This window comes from Mariluticola halotolerans (genome assembly GCF_021611515.1).
Classification (GTDB): Bacteria; Pseudomonadota; Alphaproteobacteria; order Rhizobiales; family Devosiaceae; genus Mariluticola; species Mariluticola halotolerans.
Map to the genome: position 1 here is coordinate 1,319,362 of NZ_CP090960.1, position 14,764 is coordinate 1,334,125.

At 56.7% G+C, this 14,764-nt stretch carries 13 protein-coding genes; 8 read left to right on the forward strand and 5 right to left on the reverse strand.

From position 1 onward, the window contains the following. Positions 1-115: 115 nt before the first annotated feature. The 7 genes from L1P08_RS06345 to L1P08_RS06375 all read left to right on the forward strand — a co-directional run bounded on the left by L1P08_RS06345 (position 116) and on the right by L1P08_RS06375 (position 7,351). A complete protein-coding gene (locus tag L1P08_RS06345) occupies positions 116-1,204 on the forward strand; it encodes a sugar ABC transporter substrate-binding protein (RefSeq protein WP_303619157.1) in 1,089 nt (362 codons plus the stop codon). Positions 1,205-1,351: 147 nt separating this feature from the next. Beyond that, the gene (locus L1P08_RS06350; RefSeq protein ID WP_303619158.1) at positions 1,352-2,305 is read left to right on the forward strand and encodes an ABC transporter permease; all 954 of its coding nucleotides are present in this window, start codon (positions 1,352-1,354) and stop codon (positions 2,303-2,305) included. A gap of 6 nt (positions 2,306-2,311) precedes the next feature. Further along, on the forward strand, positions 2,312-3,817 hold the full coding sequence (locus tag L1P08_RS06355; RefSeq protein ID WP_303619159.1) for a sugar ABC transporter ATP-binding protein: 1,506 nt from the start codon (positions 2,312-2,314) through the stop codon (positions 3,815-3,817). Positions 3,818-3,820: 3 nt separating this feature from the next. Then, complete coding sequence (locus L1P08_RS06360; protein WP_303619160.1) at positions 3,821-4,762, forward strand: ABC transporter permease; 942 nt, start codon at positions 3,821-3,823, stop codon at positions 4,760-4,762. 28 nt (positions 4,763-4,790) lie between these two features. Then, on the forward strand, positions 4,791-5,567 hold the full coding sequence (locus L1P08_RS06365; protein ID WP_303619161.1) for an SDR family NAD(P)-dependent oxidoreductase: 777 nt from the start codon (positions 4,791-4,793) through the stop codon (positions 5,565-5,567). A 24-nt stretch (positions 5,568-5,591) separates the two neighbouring features. After that, complete coding sequence (locus L1P08_RS06370) at positions 5,592-6,377, forward strand: L-iditol 2-dehydrogenase (RefSeq protein ID WP_303619162.1); 786 nt, start codon at positions 5,592-5,594, stop codon at positions 6,375-6,377. A gap of 8 nt (positions 6,378-6,385) precedes the next feature. Next, positions 6,386-7,351 (forward strand): sugar kinase, encoded by a 966-nt coding sequence (locus L1P08_RS06375; protein ID WP_303619163.1) that lies wholly within the window; start codon positions 6,386-6,388, stop codon positions 7,349-7,351. A 500-nt stretch (positions 7,352-7,851) separates the two neighbouring features. Here L1P08_RS06375 and L1P08_RS06380 read toward each other — a convergent pair whose 3' ends face one another. Beyond that, a complete protein-coding gene (locus L1P08_RS06380) occupies positions 7,852-8,223 on the reverse strand; it encodes a GFA family protein (protein ID WP_303619164.1) in 372 nt (123 codons plus the stop codon). Between the two features lie 182 nt (positions 8,224-8,405). Here L1P08_RS06380 and L1P08_RS06385 point away from each other — a divergent pair, with 182 nt between their 5' ends. Continuing rightward, positions 8,406-9,014, forward strand: coding sequence for a LysE family translocator (locus tag L1P08_RS06385; protein ID WP_303619165.1), 609 nt, complete (start codon positions 8,406-8,408; stop codon positions 9,012-9,014). Between the two features lie 25 nt (positions 9,015-9,039). Here the strand turns inward: L1P08_RS06385 and L1P08_RS06390 are convergent, their stop codons facing one another. The 4 genes from L1P08_RS06390 to L1P08_RS06405 are packed head-to-tail and all read right to left on the reverse strand — an operon-like array spanning position 9,040 to position 14,763. After that, the gene (locus tag L1P08_RS06390) at positions 9,040-10,656 is read right to left on the reverse strand and encodes a GMC family oxidoreductase (RefSeq protein ID WP_303619166.1); all 1,617 of its coding nucleotides are present in this window, start codon (positions 10,654-10,656) and stop codon (positions 9,040-9,042) included. 36 nt (positions 10,657-10,692) lie between these two features. Next, on the reverse strand, positions 10,693-12,207 hold the full coding sequence (locus L1P08_RS06395) for an FGGY-family carbohydrate kinase (protein WP_303619167.1): 1,515 nt from the start codon (positions 12,205-12,207) through the stop codon (positions 10,693-10,695). Beyond that, a complete protein-coding gene (locus tag L1P08_RS06400; RefSeq protein WP_303619168.1) occupies positions 12,200-13,042 on the reverse strand; it encodes a class I fructose-bisphosphate aldolase in 843 nt (280 codons plus the stop codon). The genes L1P08_RS06395 and L1P08_RS06400 overlap by 8 nt, the downstream gene beginning before the upstream one ends. After that, positions 13,033-14,763, reverse strand: a complete 1,731-nt coding sequence (locus L1P08_RS06405) for a glycerol-3-phosphate dehydrogenase/oxidase (protein ID WP_303619169.1) — start codon at positions 14,761-14,763, stop codon at positions 13,033-13,035. Before L1P08_RS06405 ends, L1P08_RS06400 begins: the two co-directional genes overlap by 10 nt. Between the last annotated feature and the right edge of the window lies 1 nt (position 14,764).

Consider the following 14,764-nt stretch of genomic DNA (forward strand, 5'->3'; position numbering starts at 1 on the left):
GCATTGACACGAAATCGATTTAGCAATATTCATATCGATGGCGGAAGTTGGAGCTCCGCCATTTAATTTGAAAACGTCGCGCTTTTCCAACGGCGCGATATTAAGGGAGGACAGCATGTCACCACGCTCATTTTATGAGGCGGCGAAGCTGAATCGCCGCCGGTTTCTGATCGGCTCGGCACTGGGTGCCGGAACTCTAATCGTGCCCGGCGCGGGCTTGCGTGCCGCCTTTGCAGCCGAGGACGTGGCTCTTGCAAGCTCAATCCGCTCGCTGTCTAACGCGTTCCACGTAGCATGGAACAAAGGCGGCGAAGCATTTGCGCAAAGCATCGGTGCGCCGCACAGCGCACTGATCACCGAAGGTAACAGTGAAAAAGGTGTTGCTGATATTCGCGCCTTTCTCGCTCAGAACGGCGCAAAATCTGTACTTGGCGTTGACCCCAACGACGCGCCGGACGCCCGCCCCATCGCCGAGGCTGTCTCAGAAGCTGGCGGCTTTGTGACCACCGTGTGGAACAAGCCGGATGATCTGCATCCGTGGGATTTTGGCGACAACTACGTCGCCCACATGTCGTTCGACGGCAATCCGGCAGGTGTCGACACGGCAAATGCCCTGTTTGAATCCATGGGTGGCTCGGGCGGCATTGTCGCGCTTGGCGGCATTCCGTCAAACACGCCCGCGATCCAGCGCAAGGCTGGCCTCATGAAAGCGATTGAAGACAACGGCAATATTGAATTGCTCGATTTCCAGGACGCTGATTGGGACGCAACCAAGGCCAATAATATCGTTTCTGCATGGGTCACCCGGTTCGGCAGCGACATCAAAGGCATCTGGGCGGCAAATGACGGCATGGCAATTGGTGCTCTCGAAGCATTGCGCGCCGAAGGTCTGGCCGGACAGATTTTGGTGACCGGAATCGACGGCACGAAGGACGCCATAACCGCCGTCAAGAACGGCGAAATGGCCGCCACGGTTGACTGGGATCCGTCCTGGATTGGCGGCATCGCCCTTTCCTTGTCGTATCACGCTGCCACAGGCAAGCTGACACCCTCCAGTGAGCCCAAGGAACATCGTGAATTCTACGCCAACGGCGTCACCATCACCCAGGCGGATGTTGAGGAATACTGGAAGACAAACATCGAGTCTTCGCCGCCGGCACCCGACTGGAACGACCTGTGGGGCCGTTTCGACCGCCAGATCTAATTGGCAATAATATTCCCAGCGGGTGGGGCGATGCCGTACGTCGCCCCACCTGCGGGATTTCTAAGAGACTGTTCGTCATGCGCTGCAAAAGCGCATTCGCAAATGCGTTGAGCTAAAAATTGCCAACGCGAGGGTTACGGGGGGTTCATGCAACTTCAATCTCTTCAACGCTGGATGCCACTGATTGTGCTGGCGGGACTTTGCCTGGTGATCGGCATTATCGAACCTCGCTTCCTTACCATCGACAACCTCATTCGCGTAGCCGCCTCCTCTGCCATGCCGCTCGTTGTTGCGCTGGGCGTTACCTTCGTTATCGTCATGGGTTCAATCGACCTGTCGATTGAAGGGTCACTTGCCTTCAGCGCAGCCGTTGTTGTCTCGTTTCTTTCCGGTCCTGCCGGGATCGGGATCGACCTCGGCCTGTTTGCCGTTGTGGTTGCTATTATATCGGCCGCGCTATTTGGCGCCCTGATTGGCTATTTGCACGTTCAGATGCAGATCCCCTCCTTTATGGCCAGCCTCGGGATGGGATTTGTGGGCATTGGCATCGCCACGCTTCTGCTGGGCGGTGAACGGGTGCCGGTTGACAGCGAGGCCATACGGGCCATTGCGCTTTCCCGGTTCATGAATGTCCCGTTCAGTGTCTATCTGGCTTTCGCGATGTTCGGGCTGGCCTGGTTTATTCAGAATCACACGGTGCTTGGCCGCCACATCATGGCGCTTGGCGGCGGCGAAGAACTGGCAGCCCAGAACGGCGTCAATATCAAGCGCACCCGTATTCTCGCCTTCACAATCGCCGGATTTTACTTCGGCACTGGTGCGGTGCTTGTTAGTGCCAAGCTCGGTGCGGCGAGTACGCTTATCGGCAACGGACAGCTTTTTGCTGCAATCAGCGCCGTCGTTGTCGGCGGCACCGCGCTGACAGGCGGCAATGGTGGCGTCATCAACACCCTGGTTGGCGTGGCCATCGTCATGGTTTTAAGCAACGGCATGATCATCATTGGCCTGCCCACCTACCTGCAGCAAGGTGTTCTGGGCGCTGCAATTATCGTCGCGGTGCTGCTCAATATGCACGGGCGCACACCCCAGCTCGTGAAGTGATCAGTCATGCTTGAACTCGATAACATAAGCAAAACCTTCGGCAGCACACAGGCACTCAAGAATGTCACCTTCAGTGTCGCGCCGGGCAAGGTTGTCGGACTTGTGGGTGAAAATGGCGCCGGCAAGTCAACACTGATGAAAGTTCTGAACGGCACGCATAAGCCCGATCAGGGTGTGTTCCGGCTCGGTGGGCAGTCCGTACGGCTCAGGGGGCCGCGCGATGCGGCACTGAACGGTATCGGCATGGTCTACCAGGAACAGTCCCTGGTGCCCAATCTGAGCGTGGCAGAGAACATTTTTCTTGGCAACGAAACGCGCTTTACACGTTTCGGCCGCATTGACTGGCCGAAGATGTGCGCTGCTGCAGAAGTGGTTCTTCGCGAGGTGGAGCTTAGCGTTTCGCCCACGACGCTGGTCTCTGAACTCAGTTTCATGCAAAGGCAGATGGTTGAACTTGGGAAGGTCCTGACCCTCCGGGACACCTTCGATGGCGACTTGTACATGCTTCTTGATGAGCCGACCTCGGTTCTTGAGAAAGAAGAACGCGATCTATTGTTCACAATCATCCGCAAACTCCGTGAGCGCACCGGGATCATATTCGTTTCGCACCGGCTCGACGAGGTTATCGAAATCTCCGACGAGATCTATGTTCTCAAGGACGGCGAGGTTGTAAGGGTTCTCGACAAATCCGAGGCGAACCCGACCATGATTCACGAGCTGATGGTTGGCCGTTCAGCAGCAGAAGCCTATTACCGCGAGTCCGACAAACAGGCTCCGGGCGACGAAGTCCTGCTCAGCGTACGCAACCTGTCCAAGCACCAGGCCTTTTCGGATGTGGATTTTGATCTGCACGCCGGAGAAGTTGTCGCCCTTGTGGGTACAGAGGGTGCGGGCACCGAACCCCTCATGCGATCGATTTTCGGCCTGGAGAAGACCGATTCCGGTAAAATCGAATACCTCTCGCGCGACATAACCAGTGGGGATTGTAGTACTGCTGTTGCGGCCGGAATTGGCTACGTGCCCCGCGAACGCAAAATCGAGGGCATCATTGAGCAGATGACAATTGAGGAGAACGTTGTTCTTCCAAATCTGTACAATATGACCCGTTTCGGCATCCTCGATTTCCCCTCGATCAAGCGCTCGACAAGGCATCTTTTCGGGCCATTGCGTATCAAGGCGGAAAACCGCCACGCCCCTTGCAGCAGCCTTTCAGGCGGCAATCAGCAAAAGGTGGTTCTGGCCAAATGGTACAATACCGGCGCGAAAGTCTTCCTGCTCGATCACCCGACACGCGGACTCGATGTGGGTGCCAAGGAAGACGTCTACGACCTCATACGTGAGATATCGTCCCAGGGCGCGGGCGTGTTGCTGATTGCGGACACGCTGGAAGAGGCAATCGGACTTGCCCATCGCATTATTGTCTTCAGGGACGGCCACGAAACGGCGCGTTTCGACAATATGGACGAAGCACACGCGGTTACACCACTCACACTAGTCCGGCACATGGTTTGAACAATGATATTGAGTTTTAAGAGCCCTCTCCTGCCCGTTGCCGCGCTGATCGTGTCCATACTTGTTGTCGGCGCAGTGGATTCCACATTTCTTAGCCCGTCAGTGCTTGTGAACCTGTTTGCTGACACAGCGACGCTGTTTCTCATCTCTATCGGGCTGACATTTGTCATCATGATCGGCAGCATCGATTTGTCGGCACAATCTGTTGCGGCACTTGCATCGGTCGTTCTTGCCATCCTGCTGCCGGAATGGGGCTATCTGGCAATCCCTGCCGCGCTTCTCGCCGGTATCGCTGCGGGTGCCCTTTCCGGCTTCACCTATGCTGTACTCAAAATTCCGAGCTTCATCGCTACGCTTGCCGTGGGCGGAATCCTGACATCGTTGACACTGTTTTTGTCCAACCAGCGCGCCATCCAGCTGGACACTGAACTTCGCGCTTCAAAACTCTCCTGGGCCATTGGTGAGACATTCAATGTTCCCAATGTCATTTGGATATCCCTGATCGTGCTTGCCATCGCGCTGATCATTGAACGGGCAACACCATTCGGAAAAGGCGAAAAGGCGGTTGGGGCCAATGAACTCGGTGCGCGGGCTGCGGGCATTCGGGTTACCAGAATCAAGCTGCTTGTCTTCGTCATTGCAGGGTCCACTGCTGCCCTTTCCGGCATTGTGCTGGCCGCGCGGCTCGCCGCGGGTTCACCAACAATTTCAAACGCCTTTCTTCTACCGGCAATTGCAGCAGTCGTGCTTGGCGGCACCCCGCTTACAGGCGGCACGGGTGGCGTCATGCGCACGTTGATCGGCGTGATGCTGATCGCTGTATTCCGCACAGGCATGAACTTTGTCGGCATCCACGTTCTGGCGCAGCAAATCGTTTTCGGCCTGATACTGGTTTTTGCCGTTGGTCTGAATATCACGCGCACACCCGGCAAGATCGTCAAATGAATTTAGAATCGAGTGAATAGGACAACCGATGCACGCAACAAACTATCTGGGTAAATTCCGGCTTGACGGCAAGACGGCTCTCATAACGGGTGGAACCCGTGGGATTGGGCTTGCCATCGCTTACGCATTCGGTGAAGCCGGTGCGAAAATCTATCTCGCTGCGCGAGAAGAAAATTATGAAGATGACGGCGCCATTCTTGACGCCGGCTACGATGTAACATTTGTAAAGGCCGATCTGAGCACACGGGATGCGGCCATGAATCTGGCCAATACAGTTCTGGATTCAGCCGGGCAGATCGACATCCTGGTCAACAATGCTGGTGTCGCCATACATGGCGATTCAACGGATTACACCGAAGAAAACTGGCGCAAAATCATGTCGCTCAATCTCGATGCCGTGTTCTGGTGCTCTCAGGCCGTTTTGCCCTCCATGCGCCGCAATGGCGGGGGAAACATCATAAATGTCGGCTCGATTTCAGGGTTGGTTTCGAACATTCCGCAAAATCAGGCCGGTTATAACAGCTCAAAAGCTGCGGTTCACATGATGACCAAGAGCCTTGCGAGCGAGTTCGCAGAAGAGAACATTCGGGTCAATGCCATCGCGCCGGGCTATATCGACACCGACATGTCCCGCGGCGGCTTTGACAATCCGGAGTGGTTCCCTGTGTGGCGGGACATGACCCCGATGAAGCGGGTTGGACGCCCCGACGAAGTGGCTGCAGCCACCCTTTTCCTCGCTTCGGAAGCCGCCAGCTACATTACTGGCGCTGTTTTGGTTATCGACGGCGGTTACACGACCCGCTAACGCTCAAATATCAGGAACCAGATTATGTCAAATTCAACAGGAAAGCTTGACGGCAAGATTGCCGTTGTAACTGGTGGCGCTACCGGAATTGGCCGGGCCATGGCCCAGCGTTATGCTAACGAAGGTGCCCGCGTTGCAATCGCCGATATCAATATCGAAGAGGCAGGCAAGGCTGCAGAAGCCATTGGCAAGGGCGCGAAAGCCTTTGCATTAGACGTTACCCAGCAGGACTCCATCGATTCCATGGTGGCCAATATTGCGCGCGACATGGGGCCGATCTCCGTGCTTGTGAACAATGCGGCCGTGTTCAATCTCGCCCCTATTGCCGATATCACACGCGATCAATATCGCCTCGTGTTCTCAGTGAATGTCGAGGGTTTGATCTTCACCCTGCAAGCCGTCGCCAAACACATGGTCGCCAGCAATACCCGCGGCAAAATCATCAACATGGCCAGCCAGGCCGGCCGCAGGGGTGAGCCGCTTGTTGGTGTTTACTGCGCGTCCAAGGCTGCGGTTATCAGCCTCACGCAATCGGCTGGACTGGATCTCATCAGGAACGGCATCAATGTGAACGCAATTTCTCCGGGCGTTGTTGACACAGCCATGTGGGATACGGTCGATGCGATGTTTGCCAAGTATGAAGGTTTGAAGCCCGGCGAAAAGAAAATTCAGGTGGGCAAGGCCGTTCCGTTTGGCCGGATGGGTGTTCCTGAAGATCTTGTTGGCGCTGCCGTGTTTCTTGCGAGTGACGACTCCGATTACATTGTCGCGCAAACCCTGAATGTCGACGGCGGCAACTGGATGAACTGATCAGAATCATGACCGACGTCCCGGATCGCAAATCCAAAATCAAAATTGCCGCTGTCGGTGAAATTCTCGTCGAGATGGTTGCCCGAACCAGGGGCGACGGCTTTTTCGAACGGCAGGACTTTGTGGGGCCCTTTCCAAGCGGCGCCCCTGCCATATTCATCGATCAGGCGGCAAAGCTGGGTCTTAGCTCAACGATATTTGGGGCCGTCGGGAATGACGATTTCGGTCGTGTAAACCTGGATCGCCTCGCAGCGGACGGGGTCGACACGTCGAATATCGTGGTGCAATCGGGTTTGCCGACCGGCATTGCTTTTGTCAGGTATCGGCCGAACGGCACCCGTGACTTCCTCTTTACAATGCATGGCAGCGCCTCAGCCTTGATTCCGGACAACGCAACGGAGGATAATCTGAACGGCATCACGCATCTGCATGTCATGGGTTCCGGGCTTGGATCGCCGCGCATTGCCCGCTTCGTTAAGAAAGCCATTCCGATCATCAAACAGCGGGGCGGAACGATTTCTCTGGATCCCAATGTTCGCCCTGAACTGATGGCTGACGCAGAGAACGGCACTGTTGGTGCCCAGTTGATTGAGATCGCCGGACTTGCAGACTTCCTGCTACCCTCGGAAGGTGAAGTCGCCGCGTTTGGCCGCGGCTCTGATGATGAAATAATCACCGGGCTTGTTGCTGATACGCATTGTGAACTCGTTCTCAAGCGCGGCAACAAGGGCGCAAAACTCTACACCCGCGAGGGAAGCATTGAAGTCCCGGCAAGACGTGTCGAGGAGCTGGATCCGACCGGTGCAGGTGACTGTTTCGGCGCGACTTATGTCTCAATGCGCCTATTGGGCTACAAAGCTGAGGAGGCACTCCAACATGCCGTAGCGGCCGGTGCAAACGCCGTTACGCATTTCGGCCCTATGGAGGGTAACATCACCATGTCCGATCTCCGTGGAATCGTAAAAACAGCCTGATTTAGTTGTTGCTTAAGCTGCATTCCCCAGCGGGTAACCAATTGGGATATCACGTTTCAAAAAAAGCGACTTCGGACTAAATCCGACAACCCGCCCACGCTCTCCTGCGCCGCTCCTCGTCGCCCGAGCGCCTTTAACGTCGACATCGGCACATCAAACCATGGCGCGTATCAAGCCTTGAAAATGGCGCTGCGCTGGAAAAACCTTCGATATACCCCCATGCATCAACCAATCATTGTTGCACAACAAACTGTGTGATATTTAACATTACAAGTCATTGATATTGAAATGTTTTTATAAATACCCGTTTCCCTTGGGCGTACAAAATCTGCTTCCATAACTGGTTGTTCTGCGACCGCATCGGTGATCGGTGGGTGACTTGGTCGGTTCCTCGTTTATGCGAGGGTTTGGCGGCGCACCCGGCTGCCCTCCATCAAGACCGGCCCACCAGATCCCAGGATTCTTCTTTGCTTTGCAGACTGACCATCAAGCCCGATTGATCAAAGCGGCTTGACCCAGCCATGGCGGCAGTCTGTATGAACCTCCTGCGTGGGGCCGGGAAATTCCGGATCCCCAAAAGATCCAACGCCGACAGCGATCATGTGAGGTTTGCGCGACGGCTCCCAGAAGACTGTAGAGCCGCAATTTCCGCAAAAGTGGAAGGTTGTAGCGAAGCCTTGATCAGATGAACGCGCAAAGCTGCTGTACCTCCCAACAACCTTGATGTTCTGCCTGGGGTAGAAGGACGCGATACCGAAGGGCGATCCGGTGCGTTTCTGGCACTCGATGCAATGACATAGCGAGACCAGTTCCGGTTCACCCTGGCAAGTCACCCTCAAATCACCGCATGAACAGCTTGCCTCTCGCGCCATATCCCACTCCGTTGCTGGGCAAAAATAGGTCTGAAATTCAGTTTCATACAAGAGGATGCAGCCGGCGCGGCAAAGTTGCAACTTTCAACGATACCGCACCGAGAAAAGGGCAAGGGGAACATGAGCGCGCTTGATTCTTGGGTGCATTGCTCCGAAGATGCAGGCAAATCAGGAGCCATATCATGTCGCTTGAATTTCTGCTGACGTCACTGGTTGTTGTGCTGCTACCCGGGACCGGCGTGATTTATACACTGGCTGTCGGCCTTGGACATGGGTTCAAGGCGAGTATCGCCGCCGCATTTGGGTGCACCCTTGGCATTGTACCTGCAGCAATTGCCAGTATCGCCGGACTGGCTGCCCTGCTCCATACCAGTGCATTGGCGTTTCAAACGATCAAGTATCTTGGGGTCGTCTATCTGTTTTACATGGCCTGGAAGATTCTCAAGGACAACACTGTGATGGAAGTGTCGGAGAACAAGGCCGAGACCGGCTATTGGCGCATTGCGACGACGGGCACCTTGCTCAACATCCTCAATCCCAAATTGTCGCTGTTCTTTCTGGCTTTCCTGCCTCAATTCATTTCACCGACCGCCCCGAATGCGATGACGTCGCTGATCTGGCTGGCGGTCGTGTTCATGGCGATGACGTTTGTCGTTTTTGTCGCTTATGGCGCATTTGCTGCTTCGGCGCGCGACTATGTCATTCGCCGGCCAAGCGTCATGAAATGGATCAAGCGTTGCTTTGCGGGGACGTTTGGCTTTCTGGGTGCCAAGCTGGCGGTGTCAGATTGAAAAGGACGCCCAAGGGCGACCCGGTTCAGACGCTATTTGCACGGATCATGTCAGCTGCTTTTTCGGCGATCATAATGACGGGGGATGCGGTGTTGCCGGAGACGATTTTGGGCATGATTGACGCGTCCACCACCCTTAGCCCGTCGACACCGTGAACCCTTAGATCCGCGCCGACGACGGCCGATGGGTCGTCGCCCATCTTGCAGGTGCCGACGGGATGGAAGATGGTTGTGGCGATGTTGCCTGCTTCGCGCAACAGGTCAGCGTCGGAAGATATCGCCAGCCCCGGCAGGAATTCTTGCGGTTGATAGCGCTGCAACGCCTTGGCCGTCATGATACGGCGTGCCTGCTTTATGGATTCCACCGCCACTTGCTGGTCCCGCGCTGCACTCAGATAGTTGAGACGGATTTCCGGCTGAACCGCAATGTCGGGGCTGGAAATGTGTGTTGCGCCGACACTTTCGGGCCTGAGATTACACACGGAAACCGTGATCGCGGGAAAATCATGTAGCGGATCGCCGAGCTTGTCTGTCGACAGGGGCTGCACGTGATATTCAAGGTCGGGAGTTTCGAGGGACGGATCGGACTTTGTGAACATGCCGAACTGGCTTGGGGCCATGGAAAGCGGGCCGGAGCGTGTGAACGCATATTGCGCCGCCATTCCGGCCTTGCCGACAATCGAATTTGCGATCGTGTTCAGCGTTTTGGCACCGTTCACCTTGTAAACAGTGCGAATTTGCAGGTGGTCCTGAAGATTCTCACCGACGCCCCGGCTTTCATGGACGACGTCGATGCCCGCGTCCGCAAGCAGGTCGGGCCGGCCGATGCCTGAATATTCAAGAATACGTGGCGAATTGATTGCGCCGGCGGCGAGCAAAACCTCGGCATCTGCGAACACCTCACGGCTTACGCCGCGATGGCGGAAACGCACGCCGCGCACCGCCCTGCCCTCCAGAACAAGGCTTTCTGTCTCTGCATGGGTGAGCACCCGCAGATTTGGCCGTTTCATCGCGGGGCGCAGGAAGGCCTTGGCGGCGTTCCAGCGGACGCCATTATTCTGATTAACCTCGAAAAAGCCGCTGCCTTCGTTATTGCCGTCATTGAAGTCGTTTCGTGGTTCGACCCCAAATTCGGTGGCACCCTGCTGTACGGCGCGCAGGATGTCCCATTTCAGGCGTTGCCGGGACACTTTCCATTCGCCATTGCCACCATGAAGAGCGTTGGCGCCCCCATGGTGAGCTTCCGACTTCAAAAAATAAGGCAGGACATCATCCCAGCCCCAGCCTTTATTGCCCAGCTGCCGCCAGCGATCGTAATCGGCGGCCTGTCCGCGCATATAGATCATGCCGTTGATGGAGGTGCAGCCGCCGAGCAGCTTGCCGCGCGGATAGGCCAGGGACCTGCCGTTGAGGCCCTCTTCCCTAACGGTCTTCATCATCCAGTCGGTACGTGGATTGCCGATGCAAAACAAATAGCCAATGGGCACGTGCACCCAGTGATAATTGTCGCTGCCGCCCGCCTCGAGCAGGAGAACACGCGTTGCGGGGTTCTCACTCAACCGGTTGGCGAGGACGCAACCCGCTGTGCCAGCGCCGACGATGATGTAATCATACCGCCCATCCAGTGTGTCCGCTCGTGACATGCGTTTTCCTGTTGTAAGCATTGACTGTTCCAAGACCTAGTTTTGACCTGCATCACTGAGGCGTGTCCAGAAGCCGTTGAGGGTTTCTGACAGCTCCCGGAACATGGCGTAGCGTCGATCATAGTGGGCCCGTTGGTTTTTATCGGGCACGAACCGGCTCCTTGGCCGGGTCATGGCGGCGACGGCCTGTTCGTAATCCGCAAAAATGCCGGCACCAACGCCCGCGCCAATCGCGGCGCCAAGCGCGCCGGTTTCCTGCGCGTCGGCAACGGTGATCGGCATATCCAGACCATCAGCAAAAATCTGGGGCCAATAAGGGCTGCGCGCACCGCCGCCCGACATGATGGCGCGTTCGACGGACACACCTGCACCGGCGAGAACCTCTATATGGCGGCGATGTTCGAACATGACGCCCTCAAACAGCGCCCGCAACAAATGCCCCTCCCCGTGCCAGCCGGCAATGCCATAGAAGCCCGCGCGGTAACCGGCACCCAGACGGGAGCCATAAAGATAAGGATGAAACATTGGATCATCGTGGCGCGGCTCGACCATGCCGACATGATCGTTGCAATAGCCGAACGGATCGTCGTGATGGGCCCCACGCTCAACCAGTTCGCGCACATACCATTCAAGATTGGAGGCGGAGGTGGCGCTGGATTCGATATTCATGAACCGCCCCGGCCCGAACCCTGCGACCATGAAGATGCCGCCATCAACGATGGGTGCGCGCGATATCACCTGATTGATCGACCATGTTCCCGCGATTATGGAGGCATCGCCTTCAGCCACCACACCAGAACCCAGCGCGCTGGCGATTACATCGAAGAAGCCGCCGACGACCGGCGTGCCTTCAGCCAGGCCAGTCTGTGCAGCTGCGCTGGCGTTCACGGTCCCCGCAATCCCGGACGGGTCGATCAAACGCGGCAGCATCGTCCGCGCGTCACCCAGTCCATAAAGTGCAAGCAGATCGTCGTCATAGGTGCACTCGGGCATGCGCAGCAAGCCACAACCCGACATGTCGGAAACGTCGCTGACACGTTCGCCTGTCAATTGGTAGGTTATGAAATCCTTGCACAGCAAGACGGTGCCGACCCGCGCATAGAGTTCGGGCCTGTTCTGTTTGATCCATGCCAGAAGGACCGGCGTTTGCGAGGGCCATGGCCGCTGGAGGCATAGCGCGTGAAGCGCTGTGCCCTGGGACTGATCGATGTTGTCTGCGAGGTCTGCGGCGCGGGCATCGAGTGACTGAATACCAATCAGCGGCGCATCGTCCTGATCCAGCAGATATAATCCGTTGCCGTGGCCCGCACATCCAATGGCGGCGATCTGCCCGGGGGCAATGCCGGCCTGCGCAATACAGGTCTGGATAGCGACACGGGCATTGGCCCATAGTTCGTCCAGATTGCGCTCTACGTGGCCGGGTTGCGGGGTGGAGGATTGACCATCCAGCGCGTGCATGGCGACCTGATGCCCCTCGAGATCGAAGAGCACCGCCTTGATGACGGTGTTGCCGGCATCAAGGCCCAGCAGATAGGTTTTGCTGTCAGCCACGGTTGTAAACGTCCCATGCCTGTTCGCCTGATGCCCCATCATGAATGATGGCCATCAGGGCTGAAACGACCGCGCTGGGGTTGTCGTGCTGATAGATATTGCGGCCATAGACCATTCCTTGTGCACCCTGTGCCATCAGTGCTGCCGATTTTGCCAGCACGGCCTTGAGATCCTCTTTGCCGCCACCGCGCACCAGAACCGGCACGCGCGCAGCCTCGATCACCCGATGAAAGTCGTCTGGGTTATCCGTGGGATCGGCCTTGATGATATCCGCTCCCATTTCGCTTGCAAGCCGCACAAGGGTGACGATCTTTTCGGCGTCTCCATCGACCTGGTAACCCCCGCGCACGTCATTGGGCAGCATGACCAGCGGTTCAATCATCAAAGGCATGCCGTATTGGTGACACGCAGCGCGCACACGGCTGATATTTTCAACGCATTGCCGGAAGAGCTCCGGCTCGTCAGGCAACATGAACAGGTTGACCACGACACAGGCTGCGTCCATCTCAAGCGCGCCAATGATCGGCTCGTCAGCATTTTGCAACATCGACCACATCACCCTGTGGCGCTGGTCGTTATACGGGTTGCCCATATCGATGCGCATCACCAATGCAGGTTTGTCCTTTTCGGGCCGCGACTGTAGCAGGTCGGCCTGACCGTAAGCGCACTGAATGGCGTCGGGCTTTGCCTTGATGAGGGTATCCATCACGCCTGCCATGTCTTCCAGACCAACGAGGAAACCCGGCTCATTGCAGACACCATGGTCAATCGCGACATCAAGACATCCGCCATTGGTGAACATCCGGTTCATTCGGGCCTTGGTGCTTATACGCATGCTTTATTCCTTTCGCGGCTACGCTCTTCAAGCATCTCGCGTGAGACGCCGTAAAATTCTTCCAGTTCGGTGACCATGGCTTCCGTTTCGCGCGCCCGGCGCGCTTCATCCCAACCCAGTTCGTCTGCGGCAATAGCGGCAATCCGGTCGATGATGCCGGACGATACCTGTCCGGTAATGGCGAGCGGGGTCCGGCGCAAAATCAGGTCGCCGAGCCCGCGGGCGAATTCATGACGGATGAGAAAGGCGATTTCGGCAGCGGTTATGACCGTTGCGGAATCGAGTGGCATATCGTCCGTGTGCGTTTTGCAAAACGACAGAACCTCGCTGGCGCGCGTGCCATAGACATCAAGCAGATGCGTTGCGCGATCCTTTGTGACCCCATGGGTTTGCACCAGGTCCGCCATAAGGTTGAGGTGTTCTTTTGCAAATTCGGCGCCACCGCCTATTGCCATATCAGCGGTTTCGGCGCGGCGCGTCTTGCCCAGTTCGGCCAGAACGGCATCGGCGGCCTGCTCCGCAAAGGCGCGAAAGGTGGTCCACTTGCCGCCCACCATGCAGAACTGGGTGGGATGCCCTTCGATGCGATGCACAAGATGGCCACGCGAAATGCGCCCGGTAAAGTCATGATCGCTTTTGGGCAAGGGCCTTATGCCGCTATAGCTGAAAACGACATCATCATCGGCAATGGAAATGCCGGGGAAGACCAGACGTATGGCGTTGAGAATGTAGTCCTGCTCTTCAGGCTCGCACTTTACGCGACGCGGCGCATCGACCCGAATATCGGTAGAGCCCGCCAGCACCTTGCCCAGATAGGGAAACAGAATACAGACGCGACCGTCGGCATTATCAAACAGCATCATATGGCCATCGAGAGCCTCGTGAAGCTCGTCATTTTCGAGAATGACATGTGACCCCTTGGTGCCCGAAACCATGTCTGTGGGTATCTCGGCACTGTCAGCCAATAATTTCGTGACATCATCCAGCCAGGCCCCGGACGCGTTGACGACCGCCCGTGCGCTTACCTTGCACGTGCTGCCGGTTTCACGATCGGTGATTGTGAAACCATCCTTGCTGGTTGCGAGCTCGGCATAGTTGACCGCCAGGCTTTGTGGCGAAAGGCGCATGGTATCGAGCAGCACTTCAACACCAAGCCGCTCCGGATAGCTCACCCATGCGTCATGATAAATTGCCGAGAATTTCACACTCGGTGTGATTTTTGGCCAGCGCCTGAACGTCGCGCGCCCGCCATGGAAGGACGCGCGCGGCAAGCGCCGGCGTTTCCGGGTCATCCAGTCATAGAGCCGCAGCCCAATGGCGACCGGCAACACCCCTCGGTTCGCCGGTTTTGTGCTGAGGCCGAAAAATCCTGCCGCGCCGTTGAGCAATCCGGAGAAGACCGAAGTGATGGGAATCATGGTGGGCAGCGGGCGCACCATGTGCGGCGCATTCTGGAGCAATAGATCGCGTTCGCGCAACGATTCGCGCACCAGATCGAACTCTCCGTTTTCCAGATAACGCAATCCGCCATGGATCATGCGTGACGGGGCCGCACTGCATCCAGAGCAGAAATCGTTGCGCTCGATCAAAAGCACACGCAGACCCTGAAGCGCCAGTTCGCGAAAAACGCCAATACCATTGATGCCACCGCCGACAACAATGACGTCGAACACACCGTCCGTGCGGAGCAAATCAAAGTTGTCGTTTCGTTTTTCTGGCATC